The sequence below is a fragment of the Siansivirga zeaxanthinifaciens CC-SAMT-1 genome, assembly GCF_000941055.1.
Classification (GTDB): domain Bacteria; phylum Bacteroidota; class Bacteroidia; order Flavobacteriales; family Flavobacteriaceae; genus Siansivirga; species Siansivirga zeaxanthinifaciens.
In genome coordinates this window covers 2857414-2883463 of the sequence record NZ_CP007202.1, presented here as the reverse complement: position 1 = coordinate 2883463, position 26050 = coordinate 2857414, and the positions used below count along the sequence as shown (strand labels likewise).

Here is a 26050-nt window from a genome sequence, read left to right as displayed (position 1 = left end):
TGTCCACCTATTTTTGAACTTTTACTTCTTAAATGCTTTCTATATTTGAAAGCATGAAACTAAATAATGCCAAATTAAAAATCATTCAATACTTCTTAATAATCATGATTATCTTATTAAGCGTACTGATTATTTTTTTGGTAAAAAACTAAATTAAACTTAAAAATGAAATGTATGATTACAAACAAAAAAATTAAAGTATTTAGCCGGTATTTACTAGGAATATTTATTCTTATAGGTGCCTATGCAAATGCTCAGGAAAAAAGTATTTCAGGTAAAGTTATCTCAAGCGAAGATAACATGCCGTTACCAGGAGTTAACATTCTAGTAAAAGGAACTAGTAATGGAGCCGCTACAGACTTTGATGGCAATTACACAATTAAAGTGAATACTGAAAATGCTGTACTTGTATTTACTTATGTAGGATTTGAAAGTAGAGAAATTCCCGTTAAAGGATTAAAAAAAATTGATGTAACTCTTAAAATTGATTCTAATAACTTAGACGAAGTAGTAGTTGTAGGATATGGTTCTCGTAAAAAGAGTGATATAACAGGTTCTGTATCTTCAGTAAAATCGGAGGAGTTAAATGCGTTTCCGGTTTTAGATGCAGAACAGGCTTTACAAGGTAGAGCAGCTGGTGTTGCTGTGCAATCAAATAATGGAGGTGAACCAGGAGCCCCAATTTCTGTAAAAATTCGAGGTAACACATCAATCGGGGCAAGTAGTTCTGCACTTATTGTGGTAGATGGCTTCGTAGGGGCGTCGATGCCTCAGGCAAATGATATCGAATCTTTAGAGGTGTTAAAAGATGCTTCGGCTACAGCTATTTATGGTTCGAGAGGTGCAAATGGTGTTATATTAGTAACAACTAAAAAAGGTAAAAGCGGAAGGTTGTCTGTAGAAATAAATAGTACCTATTCTGCTCAAACTACAACAGATAGATTAGATTTATTAGATGCCGATCAATTTACAGCGTATCAAAAAGCTTTAAATCCAGCATTCGTTCAGAGAACAACATCTAATACAGACTGGCAAGATTTACTTTTAAAAGCTGGAAATACATCAAATCATCAACTTTCGTTTTCAGGAGGAACCGATAAAATAAATTTTTATGCTTCTGGAACTTATTTTAATCAAGAAGGTGTGGTTATAAATTCAGGTTTCCAAAGAACATCATTTCTTTCAAATATTGATGCCCAAGTAACAGATAAATTAAAATTAGGTTTTAATGCCTTTGGTAGCCGAAGTAATAAAGACGGAATTTCAACACAAGCTGATACTGGCGGACGAGGAACAGGCGATGTGATGTCTTTAGGCTTTAGGTTTTCTCCAGATTTAGGTCTTTTTGAAGCTAACGGTGATAACTCACAAGACTTTTTAAGAGATGGTATCGACAACCCTGTAGCCGTTGCTAAAGAAAGTGTAGATGAGACTAAATCAGACGATTTTAGAGCAAATTTTTATGCAAATTACGATATTAGCAAGAGTCTTACCTTTAAAACAACTTTTGGTTTTAGCTCTTCTAATGAAACTAGAGGTATCTATAGACCATCAACTTTGGTGCTAACTGCAGGAGCACAAGGCGGCATTGGTGAGATAGCCAATGCAAAAAGAACAAGTGTTTTAAGTGAAAATTATTTAACTTACAACAAAGAGATAGGAAAAGGTAATTTAACGTTGTTAGCTGGTTACTCCTATCAAAAGAACACCACTGAAAGATTTTCTGCTGGAGCTCAAGGATTTACTTCAGACAGTTTTTCGTATTACAATTTAGGTGACGGCTCGGTACAATTAATACCCGGTTCGTCATTAGTAGAAACTGAAATTCTTTCTCAATTTGGAAGATTGAATTACGATTTTGATGATAAGTATTTAATTACCGCAACCCTTAGAAGGGATGGTGCTTCTAACTTTGCTGCTAACGAAAAATATGCTTATTTTCCTTCTGGAGCTTTGGGTTGGAAAGTGTCAAACGAAGATTTTTTAAAAGACAATAGCACAATTTCAAATTTAAAACTTAGAGCAAGTTATGGGGTAACTGGTAATCCGTCTATTGCACCTTATCAGTCTTTAGCGAGTTTTGAGAGTATTTATACGGCCGTTGGAGGACAAACGGTAAATTCAGTAGTGCCTAACCAGCAATCTAATCCAGATTTAAAATGGGAATCTTCTTATCAAACAAACTTTGGTATCGATTTAGGGTTGTTTAATAGCAGAATTTCCTTGTCTGTAGATTATTATAACATCGATACAAAAGACTTAATTTTGGGTGATACTGGGCAACCAGAGTATTTCGGATTTTTAAATAACCAAAGTTTAAAAAATATAGGTGAAATTAATAATAAAGGATTCGAGGTTTCTATTAGCACTAGAAATATTTCTAACGATAATTTTACTTGGAAAACCGATTTAAACTGGTCTAGAAATAGAAACAAAGTAGTAAAACTAATTGGTGGAGACGATGTTATTTTTGATGCTTCTCCGGGTCATTTTACAAGAGATCAAACACATATTTTAAGAGAAGGTGAAGCTGTTGGCGTTTTTTGGGGCTATGAATACCAAGGCGTATATCAAGGAGGTGCTTTACCAGCTGGTACAGCTACGTTAGCCACAACACCTGTTGCTGGAGATGAGTTGTTTACAGATATTGATGGTAATGGTAGAATTACAGCTGCAGATGATAGAAAAATAATTGGCGACCCAAACCAAGATTGGATTCTGGGTGTTACCAATAGTTTTACATATAAAAACTTCGATTTAAATGTGTTTTTTCAAGGCGCTTTTGGTGGCGATATCATGAGTTTAACTCATATAGAGCTTGCAAACGGTAATTCTAACTCTACCACAGAAGTTTTAAGAGCATGGACTCCAACAAACACCAATACAAATGTGCCACGCGCAGCGATTCGTGCGAACGACATTACCTCGCGTTTTGTTTACGATGGTAGCTATATAAGACTTAAAAATATTGCCTTAGGATACAATTTACCATCTAATTTAGCAGAGAAATTAGGAATGGATAAAATAAGATTTTCAGTTAGTGGGCAAAATTTATTAACATTCACAGATTACCCGGGACTAGATCCAGAGGTTAGTTACAGAGCGTCTGGTGCGCAAAATAGCAATGTAAATCAAGGTTTTGATTACGGTAATTACCCAACAGTAAAATCTGTAAGTTTCAATGTTAATTTAAAATTTTAATCAATAATATAAAAACATAGATAATGAAAACATATAAATATTTATTTTTATTATTGATAAGTTTATCAATAATTGGATGTTCAAACTTAGAAGAAGAACCCGTTGGTTTATTAGCACCAGAAGGTTTCTTCAAATCTACAAAAGATATACAAACAGCAGTAAATGGCGCATATGGCCATATGATGCATGAAGACTATTGGGGAAGAAAAGGCTCTTTACCAATCATGTTAAGAAGCGATATGGTTTCCATTGGAGATCCTACGACACCGGTACGAAGAATAGACCATGATCGCTTTACAGTTGATGGTGAAAATGGTATGATTACCGATTCTTGGCCAAGAAGTTACCAAACCATTGCGGCTGCAAATCAAGCTATAGTTGGAGCAGAAGCCGTTAATGTTCCCGATGAATTGAAAAATCCTGTAACTGCTCAAGCTTATTTTGTAAGGGCTTTTATGTATTTTGAATTAGTAAGATTATATGGAGATATACCTTATTTAGACAAACCTGTAACAGATGCAGCAGCAGCAGGTTCTATTAGCAAAACAAAAGTGGCTGATGTTTATACTAAAATTATTGCCGACTTAGAGTTTGCTAAAAAATGGTTGCCAGATACTCAGCCAACAAGGTCTTTGCCATCTAAAGCAACCGCACAATCGTATCTAGCTTTGGTTTATTTAACAATGGGACAATTTGATAATGCAAATTTTGCGAAAGCATACACTGAAGCTAAAGCAGTTATAGATAACGAAAGTAAATATGAATTAGGGCTAGAGCCAGATTTTCAAGATTTATTTAATGCTACTAAAACAGCTGCTTCTAAAGAACCATTATTTATATTAGATTATAATGGTTTTGGCGATGGAGAGTATGGTAGAGATTATATGGGAGCATTAACAGGTATTAGAGAAAACCAACGCGATGGTACTGGTGGTGGGTGGTCTGTAGCAGTGCCATCACTAGCAGTTTATACTTCCTGGGATAGTCAAGATTACAGAAGAGCAGTTAGCTTAGATGACACTGGACTTTTTAAAGCAAAAGCGCCAGCAACAGGTCTAGTGGAAGAGCCATATACACGCTTTACAGTTTACTACACAAACAGTGCAAATAGACCCCACATTGCTAAATACACACGTTTTCCTGGCTCAGTTGCCGAAGGTAATTTTAGACAATCGAGTAATAAATATATCATGATGCGATATGCAGAAGTTTTACTTATTGCTGCCGAGGCATTAAATGAAGTTACTCCTGGTACAACAGAAGCAGATGGTTATGTAGATAGAGTTCGAGAAAGAGCCAGAAATGGAATGGCAGGTAGCACACCAAGCCCTGTACCAGCTAAAGTAACATCTGGAATGTCGCAAGATGCATTTAGAGCGATGGTTTTAGAAGAACGTAAATGGGAACTTGCTTTTGAGCTAAAAAGATGGTTTGATATTGTAAGAAGAAAAATGGGACCTACAGTTTTTGGAGCTTCTGGTTTAGAAGGATTAAAAACAAATTTTAATCCAGCAAGAGATTATTTATACCCATTACCAAATGATGAGCTTCTTAGAAATCCAAACTTACTTCCTCAAAATAACGAGTATTAGTAATAATAAAAATACAAACATTAACAATTTGTAATGTTTATTTTTTTGAGTTAAATTTTAACTGGGTATTACTGAATTTTGTTTTTCAAATCAGTAATACCCTTATTTATTAAAATATTTTCCTAAAGTTATTCGAATAAAAGAAGTATTGTTTCGGCTATTCAAATAATATTATTTTAATTTTAGCTTTAAATCAAAAAATAAGTATTATTAAACGCCTTTTTTGAACTTTTACTTTTTAAATGGTTTGTAAATTTGAAACTTGAATCAAATAATGTTTTTGGTAATCTTCGCGATTATTTTAATAACAAATTTGATAACAAAATCGATTAAATTGAAAATTAAATCAATATAAAATATGGCATTATGAATAAATTTAAAATTACTTGCCTAGTTCTTAGTTTTACAATGCTTTTAAACAGTTGTAAATCTGATAATAAAGTAGAAAACGAAGGAGTTATTCAAGCCCTTCTCCAGGAACGGTATGTTAAACTTTTGGAATATCCCTTAGACTCCCTGTCGTTTCCTCGTAGCATGACACCATCAACAGGTTTTATAAATAAAGTACCATCAAAAGACTGGACAAGTGGTTTTTTTCCTGGAAATCTCTGGCAGCTTTATCAGCTCACTGGAAATGATGCTTATAAAGAAAAAGCAGCTTCTTGGACCACTTATATTGAGAAGGAAAAGTATAATAATAAAACTCATGATATGGGTTTTAAAGTGTTTTGTAGTTTTGGGAAAGGTCTTGAAGTAGAAGACAATCAAAAGTATAAAGACATTATTGTAGAAAGTGCAAAAACATTAAGTACACGTTTTAACAAAATAGTAGGGTCTATAAGGTCTTGGGATTTTAATAAAGATATATGGGAGTTTCCGGTGATTATAGATAATATGCTAAATTTGGAATTACTGTTTGAAGCAACAAAAATTTCTGGCGATAGTACGTATCATAAAATAGCGGTGCAACACGCCAACACCACATTAAAAAATCATTTCAGAAAAGATAACAGTACATTTCATGTAGTAGTTTACGATACATTAACTGGTAAAGTAAAAGATAAAGTTACACATCAAGGTTTTAATAACGAGTCCTCTTGGGCAAGAGGACAAGGATGGGCTATTTATGGTTACACTATGGCTTATCGATATACTAAAGATAATGCGTATTTAACACAAGCCGAAGCAACAGCAAATTTCTTTATTAATAACATAAATATGCCAGACGATGGCATTCCTTATTGGGATTTTAACGATCCAAGTATTCCAAATGCACCACGCGATGTATCGGCAGCAGCGGTTGTGGCATCAGCTTTATTAGAATTATACACCATCACTAAAAATGAAACATATTTAAACTATTCTAAGAAAGTTATAAATACTTTAAATTCAAGAGAATACATACTAAACCCTGAAGTAAGCGGACCATTTATATTAGATCATAGTACGGGAAATTGGCCAAAGAATGATGAAATTGATGAACCAATTGTATATGGCGATTATTATTATTTAGAAGCACTACTCCGTATGAAATCACTTTAATTTTATGAAGAATCAACTAAAAATTTTGAAAATTTTATTTAATACAATAGCATTATTTAGTTTAACAGCAAGTATAAGTTTTTGTAACGCTCAATCATTATCTACCTCATATCGAAGCAAACAAAATATTAACAATGATTGGTTATATTTAGAGAACGATTCTCAAAATTTAAGCAATATTAAAATGGCGACTAATTGGGTGAATATTAATTTGCCCCATACCTGGAACTTTGAGGATGTTACCGATTTGGTGCCTGGTTATCGAAGAAGTGCAAGTTGGTATAAAAAAAGCATCATTTTTAATACCATTGATGAAAACAAGTTGTATCAATTGTATTTTGAAGGAGCAAATATTACAACAAAAGTATATGTAAATGGTTATGATGCAGGAGGGCATATTGGTGGTTACATTGGCTTTATGATTGATATTACAGACTATATTAAAAATGGCGAAAACGAGATTTTAGTTCGAGTTGATAATAGTTATAATCCTGAAATAATACCATCTCAAAAAAGTGATTTTTTTATTTATGGAGGTATCACAAGAGATTTATGGTTAGAAACCGTTGCTAAGACTCATATTAGCAATATAAAAATTTCTACACCAAAAGTAAGTGCTAAAAGAGCATCATTAAAAATTAATGTATCTATTGATAACCTAACAGATCCAAATAATTTATTATTAAAAGCAATACTAAAGGATCCACAAGGAAACGTTGTAGCAACAAAAATATTAAAAACATTTTCTAGCAATTCAGAAATAGATTTTTTCGAAATTAAAAATCCTCAATTGTGGGACACAACAACACCAAATTTATATTCCATATCAGTATCTTTAGTTAAAAGTACAACTATTTTAGATGAAATTAAAGATGTAGTTGGGTTTCGCTGGTTCGAATTTAAAGACCATGGGCCCTTTTATTTGAATGGCAAAAGACTATTATTACGAGGTACACATCGACATGAAGAGCATGCAGGAGTTGGTGCAGCAATGAGTAACAAGCAACATAGAGCAGATATGGAATCCATTAAAGAAATGGGCGCTAATTTTGTGCGTTTGGCTCATTACCCTCAAGACCCCGAAATTTATAAAGCTTGTGATGAGTTAGGATTGTTGGTTTGGGATGAAATTCCTTGGTGTCGTGGCGGAGTTGGTAACGACGTTTGGAAAACCAATACCAAAAATTTACTTAAAGAAATGATTACTCAAAATTACAATCACCCTAGCATTATTATTTGGTCGCTTGGTAATGAAATGTATTGGTTACCAGATTTTGAAGATGGTGATAACATTAAAAAAATGAACGCATTCTTAACCGATTTGAATGACTTATCACACCAATTAGATCCTTCAAGAAAAACAGCCATTCGAAAATATTATGAGGGTGCAAATATTGTAGATGTTTTTTCTCCTTCTATATGGTCAGGATGGTATTCAGGTAGCTATAAATCGTATAAAAAAGCAATTGATATTTATAAAAAAGAATACAAACATTTTTTACATGCTGAATACGGTGGTTCAAGCCATGTTGGTCGACATACAGAAAACCCTATAACAGGAGAAGGACAAATTAAGTCTGATGGATGGGAAGAAGCCATTGTTCAAACCGATGTTTCTAACATAGCTCAAATGGGGGATTGGAGCGAAAATTATATTGTGGATCTGTTTGACTGGCATTTACGAGTATCCGAATCAGACCCTAATTTTGTTGGAAATATACAATGGGCTTTTAAAGATTTTGGAACCCCATTACGTCCAGAAAATGATATACCTTACATGAATCAAAAGGGTTTGGTTGATAGAGAAGGAAAGCCTAAGGATGCCTATTATGTGTTTAAAAGTTATTGGGCAAAAAAACCATTTGCATACATAGAATCTCATACTTGGACCGAACGTGAAGGTCCCGAAAACACACCAAGAACTATTAGTGTATATAGTAATTGTAATAAAGTAACTTTTTATCATAATGGTAAAAAGCTTTCTCAAAAACAAAGAGACATCTCTAAATTCCCAGCTTCTGGTTTAACTTGGGATATTAATTTTTTTGAAGGTGAAAATGAATTGGTAGCTATGGGTGTTTCGGAAAATGGCGAAAAAGTAACAGATACTTTAATTGTTAACTATAGATACAAAAAGAATGAAGCCGCCAAAGATTTAAAGTTGTCATATAGAAAATTAAACAACGGAAACTATTTGGTAACAGCAACGGCAACCGATAAAAATGGTATGCGTTGTTTGAACTATGAAGATCGCGTATATTTTCAATGCTTATCTGGCGGAAAAACCAAGAAAAATCAAGGTACGCCAACAGGTTCAGAATCTATAAAAATGGCAAATGGTCAAGCTAGTATTGAGGTTATTCCAAATAATATTCAAAATCTAGAAATGATGGTTATAAACCAAAGTTTTAAAGGGACCTATTTAACCATAAAAAAATGAAGTAGTTATGAAATTATTTACACCCCTTTATCTAGGGCTTTTTCTTATTTCATGTTGGGGTGAAAAGCATCAAAATTTTGATCTTATTTCAATAGAAAAAGAACGTGTATTAGCACTAGCTAGTCATTTTAAAAACGTTAAACCTGTTACTTTAACAAGTTTTATTTGTGAAAGAAGTGCAGGTAATAAACACGATTTTTATTCTGAAGGAGATTATTGGTGGCCAGATCCCGAAAATCCTAATGGACCATACATCCGAAAAGATGGATTATCAAATCCAAATAACTTTACTGCGCATCGTGAATCTATGATTCAACTGAGTCAGATTTCTGGTACTTTGGCTTCTGCATATATCATTACTAATAATGAAGATTATGTAGAACAATTAATGCCTCATTTGAAAGCTTGGTTTATTAATAATGACACCAAAATGTATCCAAGTCTTAAGTATGCTCAAGCCATCAAAGGAGTTGTAACTGGCAGAGGTATTGGTATTATAGACACTGTACATTTAATGGAAGTAGCGCTGGCGGTAAAAGCAATTGAAAAATCTAAGTCTGTATCAAAACAGGATATTTTAAAAATAAAAGATTGGTTTAAAGAGTATTTAAATTGGCTAATTACAGACGATTTTGGTAAAACAGAACGCGATAATGGTAATAACCACAGTGTATGTTGGGCAATGCAAGTAGCTGTTTTTGCTAAATTAGTAGGCAATCAAGAATTATTAAATGTTACTAAAGAATTTTATAAAAACACCTTATTACCCAATCAAATGGATTTTAACGGTTCATTTCCATTAGAACTTGCACGAACTAAACCATACGGATATTCTATATTTAATTTAGATGCCATGGCTACGCTTTGTCAAATACTTTCTACCAACTCTGAAAATTTATTTGAATTTAAAACTAAAGAAGATAAAAGTCTCGCTTTAGGACTAAAGTTTTTGGTACCTTACATTAAAAACAAAAAGGATTGGCCATATAAAAAAGATATTATGTATTGGGATGAATGGCCAGTAAGGCAACCATCACTTTTATTTGGTGGTTTAGCATTAAACAATGAGGAATACTTAAATACTTGGATGTCTTTAAAATATGAATTAACAAATAAAGAAATCATTAGAAATATGCCTGTAAAATATCCAATTTTATGGTTTAATAATTAGTTAAGTCCAATATTTATAGGGCTCTTAACAGGATAAGACAGGATATAAAATTATGATTACAAAGGTAAGTTTGTGAGTATTAATAATAAAAAACTAAAGAAGTATTTTTTAACTAAAATAAACATAATTATGAAAATTAATGTTGGTGTCCTTTGTGCTATTATGATGGTGTTTTTTTTAACCTCATGTAAAGCGCAAAAAGCAAATAAAATTATTGTATCTAACAAGAGCTCACATGCTATTAAGGATAAAGTAATATCACTTCCTTGGTCTGATGTAAAACAAAAATATCCATCACTGGATATAAATAGTTTTAGAATAGTAGATATAACATCAAAAAAAGAAGTGCCTTATCAATTAGAATTTAAGGGTAATGAAAACGTGCAAAATGTTTTAATACAAGTTAGTTTAGACACAAAAACCGCATTAGAGTTACAATTTGAAAATAAAAAACATATTGATTTTGTAACCAAAACATTCGGCAGGTATGTGCCTGAACGTTTAGATGATTTTGCATGGGAAAATGATAAAATTGCTTTTAGAATGTACGGAAAAGCATTAGAAGAAGGAGGCAAAGGCAATGCTTATGGTATAGATGTTTGGGTAAAAAGAACAAACGAAATGATAATTAACAAACGCTATAAACTTGCTAAATATCATGTAGATCATGGCGACGGTTTAGATTATTACCATGTAGGTTTTACCTTAGGTGCAGGAAATATGGCTCCTTTTGTTAATGATAGCATCTGGTATTCTAAAAACTACACCAAATGGAAAATTTTAGATAATGGTCCACTTCGTACAACCTTTCAACTAGAATTTGACGAATGGGATGTCAATGGAAATAAAATGGACGCCGTAAAAACAATTAGTTTAGATGCAGGTTCTCAGTTAAATAGAATTGATGTAAAGTATACAACTAATAACAAATCTCTTGAACAAATTCCTGTAGTTGTAGGAATTATTAAAAGGCCTGAAAGTGGTTTTCATTCAATGGATATAGAAAACGGAGTTTTAGGCTACTGGGAACCAAAGGATGTTAAATATGGAACCACAGGAGTTGGTGTTATTATTCCCTCGAAAGTAGACGATATGACAGTAAGGAACGATCAATTTTTAGTCATGTTAAAAATACCAAATAACCAACATTATACTTATTATACGGGTGCTGTTTGGGATAAAGCCGGAGATATTACTAATAAAGAAGAATGGTTTCAATACTTGAATGAAATGAAACTTCAGCTATTAAACGATAACATATCAATTCAATTTTAATTTATTTGCTTAAGTTTACCCTCATAAAACAGGACAGTTAAACAAAATAGGAGACTTACATTTGGATACTTTATATACATAAAATTTAATATTAGAATTCTAAATAATCAATATGGATTTTTGAATTCTAAATACAACAATCAATATTTAATTAATAATCAAAGCATTAAATGAATTTATTTGAATTAGAAAACAAAGTTATATTAATAACGGGAGGCGGAGGAGTTCTTGGTGGACAAATGGCTAAATATTTATTGAGTAATGGAGCAACTGTAATTATTTTAGACTATAAAGATGATATTGTAAATTCTGCTCTTGATAGCTTAAACAAAATAAGTAAAAAAGTTGACGGATTCGTTTGTAACGTATTAGAAGAGAAAAGCTTACAAGAGGTTTCAGATAAAATAATAAAAAAGTTTAATAAAATTGATGTGCTTATTAATGCTGCAGGGGGTAATATGCCAGGTGCAACCATTGGAGTAGATCAAACTATCTTTGATGTTAACATTGAACATTTTAAAAAAGTAGTAGATTTAAATTTATTTGGCAGTATTCTCCCAGCTTTAGTTTTTGGCAAAGAAATGGTAAAAAACAATAAAGGAGTAATTATAAATATATCTTCAATGACTGCTCAAAGTGCAGTAACAAGAGTTGTTGGTTACTCTGCATCTAAAGCAGCTATAGACAATTTTACAAAATGGTTGTCAACAGAATTAGCCCTTAAATTTGGTGAAGGTTTACGAGTAAATGCCATAGCACCAGGATTTTTTATTGGTAATCAAAATAGAGACTTACTAATAAATAAAGAAACTGGTGCATATACAGATAGAGGAAACACAATTATCCAAAATACGCCCATGAAACGATTCGGCGAAGAAGAAGAATTGAATGGAACGATACACTTTTTATGTACAGAAGCTTCAAAATTTGTTACAGGTGTTGTGATTCCAATTGATGGCGGATTTAGTGCTTTTAGTGGTGTTTAATAAAATGCCTAAATAACAAAGAACTAAAAACATTGGAAGGTTATTACTTTTTACATAAGTAACTTTTTAGCCTATACCTATGTAAAAAGTAAGTTTAATACAGGAACTTATTCGTAATTTGTTTTGATAGATTAGCTTATTTTTTAGAAATATAAAATGTTTATGAAAATAAATAAGGACTTTATGTATATAGAAATTAATAAGTTATGAATTTTAAACAATTAAGGTTTTTAATTTTTGTTTTTTTTATATCAAATGTTGCAACGGCTCAAAACGCTTTAATTGATGTTTTAGTGTTTTCTAAAACAAATGCATTTAGACATAAATCTATACCCAGAGGCATCGAGTTTTTATCTGATATGGGTAGAAAAAATAATTGGAAATTACATTTTTCAGAAGATGCCAACGATTTCACGATAGAAAATCTTTCCCAGTATGATGTTTTGGTTTTTTTAAACACATCTGGAGATATTTTTTCAGAAAAGCAAAAAGAATCCTTTAAAGGTTATATTGCAAAAGGTAAAGGATTTGTTGGTATACATGCAGCAAGTGATACCGAAAAACAATGGGATTGGTTTAGTGAAATGATAGGAGCTACCTTTAAAGACCATCCTAAAGTTCAAAATGCAACACTAAATGTTAATTGTAAAAGCAATCATCCTGCAATTAGAGGATTAAAAAACCAAGAGGTTTTTAAAGATGAGTGGTATAATTTCATTAAACCTGTTGGTAAGCATGTAAATGTTCTCATGAGTTTAGATGAGACATCTTACGAAGGAAAAAAAATGAATACGGATAATCATCCTATAAGTTGGTATCATCTTTATAACGGAGGCCGTATTTTTTACACAGGATTGGGTCACACCAATGAAATTTATAATGATTCAAGGTATTATAATCATATTGAGGGTGCTATTTTATGGGCTGCTGGCAAGAAAAATATCAACGGTACATCTAAAAAATGGGTAAACCTTATAGAAAGTAATCTTCATGAAAATTGGGATGTTTTTATTGGAGCTCCACATGCCACTGTAAAAGGTTTAGACTTTGTAGACCCTAATAGTGATGGGAAAAATGCCAAACCACTAGGTTTGAATAATGATCCAAAAGGTGTTTTTCGTTATGAAATTATAGATAATGAACCTGTAGTTCATATCTCTGGAGAAATATACGGGGCTTTAACATCTAAAAATGAATATGATAATTATCATTTAAAGCTTCAGTTTAAGTGGGGAGAACAAGTTTGGGAACCACGTTTGCTTCGTGAAAGAGACAGTGGAATTTTATATCACTGTGTTGGGCCTTATGATAAGTTTTGGAATGTTTGGATGCAGTCTCAAGAGTTTCAAGTACAAGAAGGTGATATGGGTGATTATTATTCACTTGCAGGAACTTCAATAGATATTCCTTCAAAAAAAGAAAGCGATGGTAAAGAATTTAATTATCAAAAAGAAGCACATTTAAACAATTTCTCAAGTATTAAAAAGGGATTCCAATCCCATTGTAACAAAGGTTTTAATAATGAAAAACCACATGGAGAGTGGAATACTTTAGAATTGATATGTTATGAAGGAACTAGTCTTCATGTTGTTAATGGTCAAGTAGTTATGGCTTTATTCAATTCGCGTTATAAAGATTTAAATAATGATATTTTGCCTCTGCAAAAAGGACGCATACAAATTCAGTCCGAAGGTGCCGAGGCTTTTTATAAAAACATACAGATTAAAAAAATTAATAAAATTCCAAATAAGTTTAAGTCTTATGTTAAAGGTCATATTTAACAAAAACACTTAATAAATCAAAAAGTATTAGTGTTATTCTTGTTAAATACATTTAAAGTAGGTTAAAGTAATTGTAAAAAAAATAAAAAATTATGGAACAGACATTGCGTTGGTACGGACCTAAAGATCCTGTATCATTAACAGATATAAAACAAGCAGGTGCAACAGGGGTGGTGTCTGCTTTACATCATATTCCAAATGGAAATGTTTGGAGCGTTGATGAAATTAAAAAAAGAAAAGATATTATCGAAAGTGCAGGTCTTACTTGGAGTGTTGTAGAGAGTATTCCGGTACATGAAACTATAAAAACCCGTTCAGGGAATTTTCAAGAATATATTGAGAATTATAAAAAGAGCATTCAAAATTTAGCAAGTTGCGGAATTGGAATTGTATGCTATAATTTCATGCCTGTTTTAGATTGGACTCGAACCGATTTAGATTTTGAAGTAAATGATGGTTCTAAAGCGCTTCGTTTTGATGTTACAGCATTTGCTGCATTTGAATTGTTTTTATTAAAACGTCCAGGAGCCGAAAATAGTTATTCTGATGAAGAAAAAATGAGAGCTAAGACCTATGTTGAAAAGCTTTCAACTGATGAAAAGCAAAAATTAATTAATAATATTATTGCAGGTCTACCAGGTGCTGAAGAAGGCTATACATTAGAGCAGTTTCAAAAAGTATTAGATACCTATGCCGATATTGATGCTCCAAAATTAAGAGAAAATTTAGTAGCCTTTTTAAAAGAGATTATACCAGTTGCTTCACAAAATAATGTGTTAATGTGTATTCATCCAGACGATCCTCCATATCCTATTTTAGGCTTACCAAGAGTTGTAAGTACCGAAGCAGATTATGCGCATATATTCTCAGAAGTGCCTAACAGATCTAATGGTATTACTTTTTGTACAGGTTCTTTAGGAGTTAGAGCAGATAATGATTTGGTTCAAATATTTAAACGCTTTGCAGACAGAGTTCATTTTATACATTTTAGAAGTACTCAACGTGACGAAGAAGGGAATTTTTATGAAGCCAATCATTTAGAAGGCGATGTAGATATGTTTAGTGCTGTTAAAGAAGTTGTAATTGAAGAGCGAAGACGTAAGGCAGCAGGTATGAAAGATGCACTCATTCCTATGCGTCCTGATCACGGACATCAAATGTTAGATGATTTACATAAGAAAACAAATCCTGGATATTCAGCGATAGGCAGATTACGTGGTTTAGCTGAGTTGCGTGGATTGGAGCTAGGAATTTCAAAAAGTATTTAATAAATGAAGTCACTCTAACTTAAAATTTATTTTTAAAAATTATAAGTTATAATTATCACACCTGTTTTTAATTTTCCATTTAAGATATACACTTGTATTAAATTTAATGGATAAAAAAAAACAGGTGTGATTTTTTTATGCATCATTTTAAGTATGCAAGGCTTATTCAATGAAACATTAGTAATGATTTCATAATCCTTATATGAAATATTTCATATGAAAAACTCATTTTGGTTCATGTTAATGTTTTGTATAGTTATATAGTTATTTTTTGTAAAACATTACTGGTTTTATAATTTTTGAGCCAGTTTTATCACTGGTTAACCCTTGTGAATATCCCGGAAAGCTTAAAATTCGATTACCTTAAAATTTGAAAAAGTTGAGGTACCCGATTTTACCACCTTTGTTACACGATTTAATGAATATTTTGGTATATGCTAAAAAGTAAAAACCCCTTAAAACATACGTTTTAAAGGGTTTTGGTGAGATTTTTTAATCTCATAGCGGAGAAAGAGGGATTCGAACCCCCGGAGGTGTGACCCTCAACAGTTTTCAAGACTGCCGCATTCGACCACTCTGCCATTTCTCCAGTGTGTCTCATCAGGTATTCCCTGAATGCGGGTGCAAATATATACACCTTTTTCCTTTCTTTCAAATAAAAAATCACTTTTTTAAAAAATATTTTTCAACTACTTAAGTATTAACCATTTTTCTCACATAATTATATAAAAAGAAATTTTCAAAGCTTATTTTTGCAAAAATTAAATACCAATAATGGATATTATAAAGCAATTAGAGTGGCGCTACGCCACCAAAAAATTTGATGCTACAAAAAAGCTCTCAACACATAAAATTAACATCTTAAAACAAGCTTTCAATTTAACAGCCACCTCATTTGGTCTGCAAACGTTAAAACTGGTAATAGTAGAAAATACCGAAATAAGAAACCAATTATTAGCCCACAGTTATAACCAGAAACAAGTCGTTTACGCTTCGCATTTGCTGGTAATATGCATTCAAGACAACGTGCTCCAGTCCGATGTAATTAACTATTACGACAACATAAAAAAACTACGTAATACCCCAGAAAGCATCCTAAAACCCTACCGAGAAGGCCTCGTGCAAATGATGGAGAAAATGACCATACCAGAGCGACAACAATGGTCAACAAACCAAGCCTACATCGCCTTAGGTAATTTAATGACGGTTTGTGCCGCCGAAAATATCGATGCCTGCCCTATGGAAGGTTTTATAGCAACAGGATACAACGACATATTAAACTTAACCGAAAAAAATTTAAAAGCGGTACTATTATTGCCCGTAGGAATCAGAGCCTCAGACGATATGTTTGCAGACTTCAAAAAAGTACGAAAACCATTAGAAGAAACTATCATAGAAATTTAAAAAATAAAAATAATGGCGTTACCTTCATACTGAGAAAAATCAGTATGAAGGTCGGGCTTTCCGCTATATCTTTTTTAAATTAATTTTATGCTCACGCAACAACTAATTTAAAAAAGGATGCCGCTGCAATCCCTAACGCACCTACCAACAAACAACATACAAATTATGCCAGGATTTGAATTATTTGGAAGCCAAGAACGAAAAGAAGTAAACGATGTCTTAGAAAGCGGTGTTTTAATGCGCTACGGGTTCGATGGCATGCGAAACGGACATTGGAAAGCTAAAGAACTAGAACAAGCATTACAAAACACATTTCAAAGCAAACACGTACAATTAGTATCCAGCGGTACAGCAGCCGTTTCTGTAGCATTAGCATCAGCCGGTGTAGGAGCAGGCGATGAGGTTATTATGCCAACCTTTACCTTTGTAGCCAGTTTCGAAGCAATTATGATGCTGGGCGCCATTCCAGTTTTAGTTGAAATAGACGATACCTTAACACTAAACCCAAAAGCCGTCGAAGCTGCCATCACAGACAAAACAAAAGCAGTAATGGTAGTGCAAATGTGCGGTAGTATGGGCGATATGGATGCGCTGCAAACTATTTGTACCAAACACAATTTATTATTTGTAGAAGACGCCTGTCAGGCCATTGGCGCAACCTATAAAGGAAAACCTTTAGGCGGTATTGCCGATTTAGGTTGTTTTTCTTTCGATTTTGTAAAAACAATCACTTGTGGCGAAGGCGGAGCCGTTGTAACAAATAATCAAAATTTTTACACCAACGCCGACCACTACAGCGATCATGGTCACGACCACATCGGTAACGACAGAGGAGCAGAAACACACCCGTTTTTAGGGTATAATTTCCGAATCTCCGAATTACATGCAGCTGTAGGCTTAGCACAAGTAAAACGTTTACCAGAATTTATTGCAATCCAAAAGAAAAACTATACAAATTTACGCGAAGCACTCGCCGAAATTCCAGAAGTTACTTTTAGACGTATCCCCGAAGGCGGCGAAGAAAGCTATGCCTTTTTAAATTTCTTTTTACCAGATACCGATACCTCTTTAAAAGTAGCCGAAGCCTTTAAAGTTAATGGCGTCGATGCATGTTTTCAATATTATAATAATAATTGGCACTATTTAAGAAAATGGGATCATTTAAAAGATTTAAAATCTTTATTTCCAATTTCTCAGGAAGTTAAAAATGGCTTGGCATATTTAAAAACTAAAGCCTACCCAGAATCAGACCATTACATAGGAAGAAATATTTCATGCCTAATCAAATTATCTTGGACAGAAGCGCAGGTTAAAGAACGCGCTCAAAAAATGGTAGATATTATTAAATCGTTGGTTTAAAACGCATCAATTAATAGAAATAAAAAAAGCGACTACATGTAATGAGTCGCTTTTTTTTGGATAAAATATTTTTTTAATAGCCTACGTAATCTACAATTTCTAAGCCATAACCAATTAAACCAACACGTTTACTTTGTTGGCCGCTATTAGAGATTAATCGTAATTTATGAATATTTATATCGTGTAATATTTGAGCACCAATACCAAAATCTCTGTTATCCATATTAATTCTTGGAGCTTTGGCAGTTTTGTTTTTTTGTTGGTGTTCTCTTAAAAACGACAATCTATTTAAAATGTCCATAGATTGAGCTTCTTGGTTTATAAAAATAATGGCGCCTTTACCAGCATCATTTACAACCTTAAACATAGCGTTTAGCTCGTCGTCTGCATTTGTGGTTAAGGTTCCTAAAATATCGTTGTTTACAAGTGTAGAATTAATTCTTGTAAGCACCGGCTCATCATCCTTCCAACTGCCTTTTGTTAAAGCAATATGAATCTGGTCGTTGGTGGTTTGTTTGTAGGCTCTTAATCTAAAGCTTCCAAAACGGGTTTCAATTTGAAAATCTTCTTTTTTCTCAATTAAAGAGTCATGTTGCATTCTATAAGCTACCAAATCTTCAATCGAAACAATTTTTAAATCAAGTTTTTTAGCAAGTTTAACTAATTGTGGTAGACGAGACATAGACCCATCTTCGTTCATAATTTCAACAATAACTCCCGCAGGGCTTAAACCTGCTAATCTTGCAAAATCTATAGCGGCTTCTGTATGTCCTGTACGTCTTAAAACACCGCCCTCTTTAGCAATTAAAGGGAAAATATGTCCCGGTCTTGCTAAATCGTAAGGTTTAGTTTCTGGGTCTGTTAAGGCTAACACGGTTTTAGCTCGGTCACTTGCCGATATGCCGGTTGAAACACCTTTTCCTTTTAAATCTACCGATACTGTAAAGGCAGTTTCCATGTGGTCGGTATTGTTGTTAACCATGGCATGTAATTCCAATTCTTTACATCGCGTTTCAGTGAGAGGAGCACATATAAGACCCCTTCCTTGCGTAGCCATAAAATTTATAATTTCTGGAGTTACTTTATCTGCAGCAGCAAGGAAATCGCCTTCGTTTTCTCTGTTTTCATCATCGACAACAATTATTACTTTACCATTTCTAATATCTTCAATTGCCTCATGAATGGTATTTAGTTTTAATTCCGATGTTGGATTTTTTGTCATAGTTTCATTTATCATATTGCAAAAATATCACTTATTTTAAAGAATCTAAACAATTTTGTTTAATGGCATTTTTCATTTTAGATTTAAAAAAGATGTGGGTAACAAAATAAAGAGGGAATCCTAAAATGAATATTATTATCTTGGGTGCTCTTTCTTTTTTATTAATATGCTTATAAAAGCTTGTGATATTAACAGCCAATTTGATGTAATAAATAATATATAGCACAAACGATACAATACTTATTTGTAATCCAGATTCTGCTAAAGAAGGCAATTTATTGTTTTTAAACACAAAATGTAAAATAAGCAATATGGCGCCCACAGAGTATAAAACAATACTGAACTGTGAATGGTCTTTAAAATCGGTATTTATTTTTTCCGATTTCAAATACTGAGTCTTTATTTTTAAGCCTTTTTCAATTAATTCCTGCGTTGTAAATTCTCGGGAGTTTAAAACTTTTAAAGCTTCATATCTAACATCTTCGGTATGACCTAAGGTTTCGTAATTATGAATAAGGTTTATTAATTCATCGTTTTTATATGAGTTTAAAAACGCAAAATTATGTTCATCGTTCGATTTAATGTTTAATGCTTTCTTTAAAGGTTCTATTATATTATCAAATTCAAAAATACCTTTGTCTTCGGTAGCACGTTTGGTTAAAAATATGCCTAATGGCAACATAATAAGCGTAGAAAACCAGCTCGCAAGAATGGGATTGAAATCACCATTTTTAGCGCTGTTAGTCGCGAAAATTCCAATAAAGTGATACGTTAAAAACAGTACAATAGCGATAACCATAGGTAAGCCAATACCTCCTTTTCTAATTAAAGCACCTAAGGGCGCACCAACGAAAAATAAGATAATGCAGGCAACACCTAAAGCAAATTTTTCGTGTAGCGAAATAATATGTTTGTTAAGCCATTCTTTCGAACCTTTGTATGTTATTTCTCTTGTGGTAATAACTTGTTTAACACTTGTGATGCCTCGAAGCGTTACATCGGTTATTTCAAGTTTTTTTTGCATATCGAAGGCATCTAAAAGCGGACCTAAATACACAGAATCTTTAACAACTGTAGTTTTATTAGGGGTTAATGACCTTAATACATTAGAGCGAATACTCATGCTATTGGCAAATACCTCGTGGTCTGATTCCTGTTTTATTAAAAGTGAATCGATAGTAGTGTCTAAATCTGAAACGTTTAGCATATTATATTTATCGGTTTGCGATTGTTCATCGAAATCGACATTATTCATTGTAGATAAATCGATGTTTATGGTATAAACATCAAAAGCACTTTTAGCAAAAGGTTTTTTTTGTCGGGCCTCAATATTGCTGGGCGTTACATCGCTGTAATAATTTCCATCTTTTAAAATAAGTTTTAAAACATTGGAGTCTTTATCACTTGCTAGTTCTCCTGTTTTAGACTTTATTGTAGTGGCGTTTGTTCTGCCATCATTACCTTTTAAATGTATGGTAACGTCTTCTAGGTATTGGTCTCTATCGCCGTATTTTTTTATAAATTTTATATTGTATGGCGTGCCTTCAACTTCATTAAACTGGCCTTCGGCAAGTAACATGGCAGGTTTTAATTTTGCAATATTTCTTCTTAAGTTATACGAATTTAATTCGGCCCATGGTATTACATTGTTAGAGAAAAAGAAGGTGGTAATACCTAAAATAACAATAAAAACACTTAAACCCGTCATGGCGCGTTGTAATGAAATCCCGGTCGATTTCATGGCGGCAAATTCGTAGTTTTCAGCAAAACTACCAAAAACCATTATCGATGCTAAGAGAATGGTTAGCGGTAAAACTAATGGTATTAACTTTGGTAAAAAATAAAATATAAATTTGAAAATAACGGCAATATCTAAATCCTTACCAGACAACTCCCTAATATAGAGCCAAATGGTTTGTAAAACAAAAATCAGCATGAGTATAATAAACACGCTGAAAAAAGTTTTTAAGTACGAAGTGAGAATATATCGGTCTAAAATTTTCAAGGGTCGCTAATTAATCGAGTTTATTTATATAAAAATCTTTGTATTTATTAGCGTCAAAGGTAAATAAGGTTTTTGATAAAGGTTGATTTGTTTCAAAAGAATTAACAGTAAGTGTTGTTTTTGTTCCGTTTTTACCCACTTGAATGAGGTTGTAAATGTGTTTGGTTTGTTTATCGATTCCCAAATAAATTTGTTTAATCTCTGAATTTGAATCGATAGGAGTTAATTTTACCAATTGAATTTTTCTACCATTAATATTCTGTTCAATATCCATTTTATAGGTATAACCATCCTGATAAAAGTAAAGCATTTTACTTGGTGTAATAGCATCTTCTTCATTATCTTTTTCCGAAGAAATAGTTACTTCTTCATCTTCAATACTAATACTATACAGTTTTTTACCATCGAATATACGAGTTACCCCTAAGATGTTTAATTTGTATTTATCACCTTGTAAAATAACATCGCCTTTGGTTTCTTGTTTAATGTTTTCAGCGGTATTTTCTAAAACATATTTAAAATCTATCGATATATTTTTATAGGCTTTTACTTTTTGAGATACTTCGTTTAAAAGTGATTTGGCTTTGTTTTGTCCAAAACTGATTAATGAAACTGTTAAAAGTAAAATGGTTGCAAAATTTTTAATGTTCATTTTTATAAAATATTAAATTTCATTTTCTAAATGGTTATCTAATGCAGTAAGATCTGTTATGAGCACTTGTCTGGCTTTACTACCTTCAAACGGACCTACAATACCAGCGGCTTCTAATTGGTCTATTAACCTTCCGGCACGATTGTAACCTAGTTTAAGTTTACGTTGTAATAATGAAGCCGAGCCTTGCTGTGCTGTAACAATAACTATGGCTGCTTCTTTAAATAGTTTATCTCTGTCTGCTATATCTATATCAAGACTTGTGCCACTTTCTTCGCCAACAAACTCAGGTAACATATAGGCCTCAGGATAGGCTTTTTGAGATCCAATATAGTCGGTAATTTTTTCGACCTCAGGGGTGTCAACAAAGGCACATTGCACACGAATTAAATCGTTTCCTTGCGTATATAACATATCACCTCTACCAATAAGTTGGTCTGCTCCCGAGCCATCTAAAATGGTTCTGGAGTCTATTTTAGAAGTTACTCTAAAAGCAATACGCGCTGGGAAATTGGCTTTAATAATACCCGTTATTACGTTAACAGATGGTCTTTGTGTAGCAATAATTAAGTGAATTCCAATCGCACGAGCTAATTGAGCTAAACGTGCAATAGGTGTTTCTACTTCTTTACCTGCCGTCATGATTAAGTCTGCAAACTCATCGACTACAAGTACTATATATGGTAGGTATTGATGACCGTCATTCGGGTTTAATTTACGGTCTTTAAACTTAACATTATACTCGGCTATGTTTCTACACATGGCATTTTTAAGTAACTCGTAACGGTTGTCCATTTCAATACATAACGAGTTTAATGTGTTAATAACCTTTGTGTTGTCTGTTATAATAGCATCTTCGCTATCGGGTAATTTTGCTAGATAGTGACGCTCAATTTTGTTAAACAGTGTAAGTTCCACTTTTTTAGGGTCAACCAAAATGAATTTTACTTCGGCAGGGTGTTTTTTGTATAATAACGACGTTAGTACCGCATTTAAACCAACCGATTTACCTTGCCCTGTCGCACCAGCCATAAGCAAGTGAGGCATTTTTGCTAAATCGACAACAAAGGTTTCGTTGCTAATTGTTTTTCCTAAAGCAATAGGCAGTTGCATGTCGGAGCTTTGAAATTTCTTTGAAGCTATTACCGAACGCATCGAAACTATAGTAGAATTTTTGTTTGGCACCTCGATACCAATAGTACCTTTTCCAGGAATGGGCGCAATTATACGAATGCCCAAAGCCGATAGCGATAAGGCAATATCGTCTTCTAAATTTTTAATTTTTGAAATACGAATTCCAGCATCTGGTACAATCTCATAAAGTGTTACGGTAGGCCCGATGGTTGCTTTAATACTGGCAATACCAATGTTGTAATTTTTTAATGTATCTACAATACGGTTTTTATTTTCTTCAAGTTCTTCTTGATTGATGGTAATCCCTTCGCTGTCGTATTTTTTAAGAAGATCTAAAGGCGGAAATTTAAATTGAGATAATTCTAGGGTCGGGTCAAATTGTCCGAAATCGGCAACTAGTTTATTGGATAAATTATCGGTTTCCGAAAGCTCTTCAGGTACTTCTTCAACTTCCATTTCAATAGATTCTTCTTCAACTTCCACAGTCATTTCTAAATCGCTTTTTTCAACTGATTTAACCGGAGGGTTAACTTCTAGCGGTGTAGAATCTACTTTAGGTTCTGGTGTTGAACTTATTGTGGTTGTTTCTTTAGCGGCTTCTTTTTCTGTTGAAAGGTCGAATGCCGTTTTAAAAGCTTCGGCTTCATCCGATAAGTTATTATCTACAGGTACAATTGTATCTTCATTCGATTTTGAAAATTCTTCTTTAAAATCACTTTTAGCCGATTTAAAAAGGGCTGCAATACTTTCAAATGTAACTTTAAAGCGTATGGCCAAATAGGTAATTAAACCGAATAGAAGTAATAAAATGGTTCCGGTTTTTCCTAAATAATCTTGTAAATAGCTGTTCACTTCAAAACCAATGGTGCCTCCTAATAAATCGAAAGTGTTGCTAAAAAAGCCGAAGAGGGTTGATAGCCAAATAACAATTAAAATTCCCCAAAACCAATGTTTTCTTAGCTTCGCTTTGCTAAGATTCATTAAAACATAAATACCCGATAAGAAAAAGAGACCAGCAAAAATAAATGACGCTACACCAAAACCACGCTCTATAAAAAAGTTACTAAGCCATACTCCAGCTTTGCTTAACCAATTTTGGGTTTTAACATTTCTATTTGTTAGTTGTGTTATGGTGCTTTGGTCTGCATCTCCGGTAAATAAAAAGGAAATAAAAGCAACAAAGAGCATGATGCCTAAAATGGCAAGAAAACTACCAAAAATCAATTTTTGCTGACTTGATAATTTAAAACTTGGCATTTTAAATTTAGTTTTAGTATGGTTTGGTTTGTTGTTGTTTTTCTTCGCCATTAACGCGCTATTAGATTAAGCAAAAATACAAATTACTAACGTTTATCCTATAGGTTATCGTATTTAAAAAACCTTTGGAAAATATATAATTAATCCTATAATAACGGCAAAAATTGAAGCAATAAACACAGCACCTGCTGCTATATCTTTAATCAAACCAATTTTTTGGTGATGCTCTGGATGAATAAAGTTTGCAATTTCTTCAATAGCAGTATTAATAGCTTCAATACTTATTACCATGGCAATTGCTAGGGTTTGTATAAGCCATTCGGTAATTGAAATATTAAAAAAGAATCCTGCCGCGCTAACCAAAATTGCAATGAATACCTGTGTTTTAATACTGGCTTCAGTTTTTACAAGTATAGCAAAACCTTTAAAGGCATAGCCTATACTTTTTATTCGATTTACGAGAAAAGATTCTTTTTTTATCATTAAAACATTACAATGCTTTTAAAGCCTCTTTGTAGTTTGGTTCGTCAACAATTTCCGAAACTTGTTCAGTATGTGTTACTACGCCATTTTCGTCTAATACAATCACACAACGTGAATGTAAACCTTCAAGTGGTCCCGAAACAAAATCTAAACCGTAATCTTTTCCAAAACTACCATTTTTAAAATCGGATAAAGAAATAACATTATCTAAGCCTTCTGCGCCACAAAAACGAGCATGCGCGAAAGGTAAATCTCTCGATATGCATAAAACTTTTGTGTTTTCTAATGCGCTGGCTTGTTTATTAAATTCTCTAACCGATTGGGCACAAGTACCTGTATCAACACTAGGGAAAATATTTAATACAATTTTACTTCCTTTAAAATCATTTAAAGTTTTGATTGATAAATCGTTTGCTGTTAGTTTAAAATCTGGAGCTTTCGATCCAATTTTTGGTAATTCACCAGAGGTTTCTATGGTGTTTCCTTTTAATGTTACTGTTGCCATTTAGTTGTTTTTTATTTTTTGATAAAAATAGTAATAATTGAATGCTTAACGTCCAAGATATTGTAATTTTTTAATTGTTAACAAAAAGTTAAATAGCGCTTTTTTAAAAACCCTAACTTATTAATTATCGTTTGTTGAGTATAAACAAAAAATAAAATTATTATAAAAAAGTTAAATGTATTTAGTGCCGTATTGCTTTCTGTAACCTTTTTTATGAGTCAAAATGCGATGGCTCAAAACGGAATGATGAAAGAGGAAACTAAAATGGTTGGAGGTGCAGCCATGTACCCAAGTAAAAATATTGTTGAGAATGCCATTAACTCGAAAGATCATACCACTTTGGTAGCTGCGGTAAAAGCTGCTGGTTTAGTCGATGTTTTAATGAGTGAAGGACCTTTTACCGTTTTCGCACCAACTAACGATGCTTTTAATAAGTTGCCAAAAGGAACAGTTGAAACCTTGCTTAAAGAATCTAACAAAGCACAATTGCAAACCATATTAAAGTACCATGTTGTAGCTGGGAAATGGAATTCAAAGGATGTAATTAAAATGATTAAAAAAGGTAAGGGGAAAGCAGAAATAAAAACAATTACTGGAGGTATGTTAACCGCTTGGATGAAAGATGGAAATGTTTATTTAACCGATGAAAACGGAAACTCAGCACAAGTAACTATTGCCGATGTCAACCAATCTAATGGAGTTATTCATGTTATCGATGCTGTTCTTTTACCAAAAGCATAGTATTATTTGAAATAGTCAATAAAAAAAAGCAA

The 26050-nt window shown here is 32.9% G+C and carries 18 protein-coding genes and 1 tRNA gene; 12 read left to right on the top strand and 7 right to left on the bottom strand.

Annotated elements, in window-relative coordinates:
• The first annotated feature begins 174 nt into the window (after positions 1-174).
• The 9 genes from AW14_RS12825 (at position 175) to uxuA (ending at position 15256) form a co-directional block, all read left to right on the top strand.
• Positions 175-3201, top strand: coding sequence for a SusC/RagA family TonB-linked outer membrane protein (locus AW14_RS12825; protein WP_044639171.1), 3027 nt, complete (start codon positions 175-177; stop codon positions 3199-3201).
• Positions 3202-3224: 23 nt separating this feature from the next.
• Positions 3225-4793, top strand: a complete 1569-nt coding sequence (locus AW14_RS12820; RefSeq protein ID WP_044639170.1) for a RagB/SusD family nutrient uptake outer membrane protein — start codon at positions 3225-3227, stop codon at positions 4791-4793.
• Between the two features lie 366 nt (positions 4794-5159).
• A complete protein-coding gene (locus tag AW14_RS12815; RefSeq protein WP_044639169.1) occupies positions 5160-6335 on the top strand; it encodes a glycoside hydrolase family 88 protein in 1176 nt (391 codons plus the stop codon).
• Between the two features lie 25 nt (positions 6336-6360).
• The gene (locus AW14_RS12810; protein ID WP_245617595.1) at positions 6361-8775 is read left to right on the top strand and encodes a glycoside hydrolase family 2 protein; all 2415 of its coding nucleotides are present in this window, start codon (positions 6361-6363) and stop codon (positions 8773-8775) included.
• 7 nt (positions 8776-8782) lie between these two features.
• A complete protein-coding gene (locus AW14_RS12805; RefSeq protein WP_044639167.1) occupies positions 8783-9946 on the top strand; it encodes an alginate lyase family protein in 1164 nt (387 codons plus the stop codon).
• Positions 9947-10075: 129 nt separating this feature from the next.
• Positions 10076-11221 carry a DUF4861 family protein gene (locus AW14_RS12800; protein ID WP_052647507.1) on the top strand — a complete coding sequence of 382 codons (1146 nt, stop codon included), beginning with the start codon at positions 10076-10078 and terminating at the stop codon, positions 11219-11221.
• A 170-nt stretch (positions 11222-11391) separates the two neighbouring features.
• Positions 11392-12207, top strand: a complete 816-nt coding sequence (locus AW14_RS12795) for an SDR family NAD(P)-dependent oxidoreductase (RefSeq protein WP_044639166.1) — start codon at positions 11392-11394, stop codon at positions 12205-12207.
• A gap of 206 nt (positions 12208-12413) precedes the next feature.
• Positions 12414-13988: a ThuA domain-containing protein gene (locus tag AW14_RS14725; RefSeq protein WP_084708880.1), complete on the top strand. Its 1575-nt coding sequence runs from the start codon at positions 12414-12416 to the stop codon at positions 13986-13988.
• A 92-nt stretch (positions 13989-14080) separates the two neighbouring features.
• Positions 14081-15256: a mannonate dehydratase gene (gene uxuA / locus AW14_RS12780; RefSeq protein ID WP_044639165.1), complete on the top strand. Its 1176-nt coding sequence runs from the start codon at positions 14081-14083 to the stop codon at positions 15254-15256.
• Between the two features lie 504 nt (positions 15257-15760).
• Here the strand turns inward: uxuA and AW14_RS12775 are convergent.
• A tRNA-Ser gene (locus AW14_RS12775) sits at positions 15761-15845 on the bottom strand.
• 185 nt (positions 15846-16030) lie between these two features.
• Here AW14_RS12775 and AW14_RS12770 point away from each other — a divergent pair.
• Positions 16031-16660 carry an NAD(P)H-dependent oxidoreductase gene (locus AW14_RS12770; RefSeq protein WP_044639164.1) on the top strand — a complete coding sequence of 210 codons (630 nt, stop codon included), beginning with the start codon at positions 16031-16033 and terminating at the stop codon, positions 16658-16660.
• Between the two features lie 165 nt (positions 16661-16825).
• A complete protein-coding gene (locus AW14_RS12765; protein WP_044639653.1) occupies positions 16826-18019 on the top strand; it encodes a DegT/DnrJ/EryC1/StrS family aminotransferase in 1194 nt (397 codons plus the stop codon).
• A gap of 73 nt (positions 18020-18092) precedes the next feature.
• Here AW14_RS12765 and ribB read toward each other — a convergent pair whose 3' ends face one another.
• The 6 genes from ribB to tpx all read right to left on the bottom strand — a co-directional run bounded on the left by ribB (position 18093) and on the right by tpx (position 25277).
• Entirely contained in the window at positions 18093-19241 is a 1149-nt protein-coding gene (ribB, locus tag AW14_RS12760) for a 3,4-dihydroxy-2-butanone-4-phosphate synthase (RefSeq protein WP_044639163.1), read from the bottom strand.
• A gap of 31 nt (positions 19242-19272) precedes the next feature.
• Positions 19273-21246 carry an LptF/LptG family permease gene (locus AW14_RS12755; protein ID WP_084708878.1) on the bottom strand — a complete coding sequence of 658 codons (1974 nt, stop codon included), beginning with the start codon at positions 21244-21246 and terminating at the stop codon, positions 19273-19275.
• 10 nt (positions 21247-21256) lie between these two features.
• Positions 21257-21898 (bottom strand): LolA family protein, encoded by a 642-nt coding sequence (locus AW14_RS12750; RefSeq protein ID WP_044639161.1) that lies wholly within the window; start codon positions 21896-21898, stop codon positions 21257-21259.
• Positions 21899-21910: 12 nt separating this feature from the next.
• Positions 21911-24340, bottom strand: a complete 2430-nt coding sequence (locus AW14_RS12745) for a DNA translocase FtsK (protein WP_044639160.1) — start codon at positions 24338-24340, stop codon at positions 21911-21913.
• A gap of 63 nt (positions 24341-24403) precedes the next feature.
• Complete coding sequence (locus tag AW14_RS12740; RefSeq protein ID WP_044639159.1) at positions 24404-24772, bottom strand: diacylglycerol kinase; 369 nt, start codon at positions 24770-24772, stop codon at positions 24404-24406.
• A gap of 7 nt (positions 24773-24779) precedes the next feature.
• Positions 24780-25277, bottom strand: coding sequence for a thiol peroxidase (gene tpx, locus AW14_RS12735; protein WP_044639158.1), 498 nt, complete (start codon positions 25275-25277; stop codon positions 24780-24782).
• Positions 25278-25490: 213 nt separating this feature from the next.
• Between tpx and AW14_RS12730 the strand changes: the two genes are divergently transcribed.
• Positions 25491-26018 (top strand): fasciclin domain-containing protein, encoded by a 528-nt coding sequence (locus tag AW14_RS12730; RefSeq protein ID WP_044639157.1) that lies wholly within the window; start codon positions 25491-25493, stop codon positions 26016-26018.
• The last annotated feature ends 32 nt before the right edge of the window (positions 26019-26050 follow it).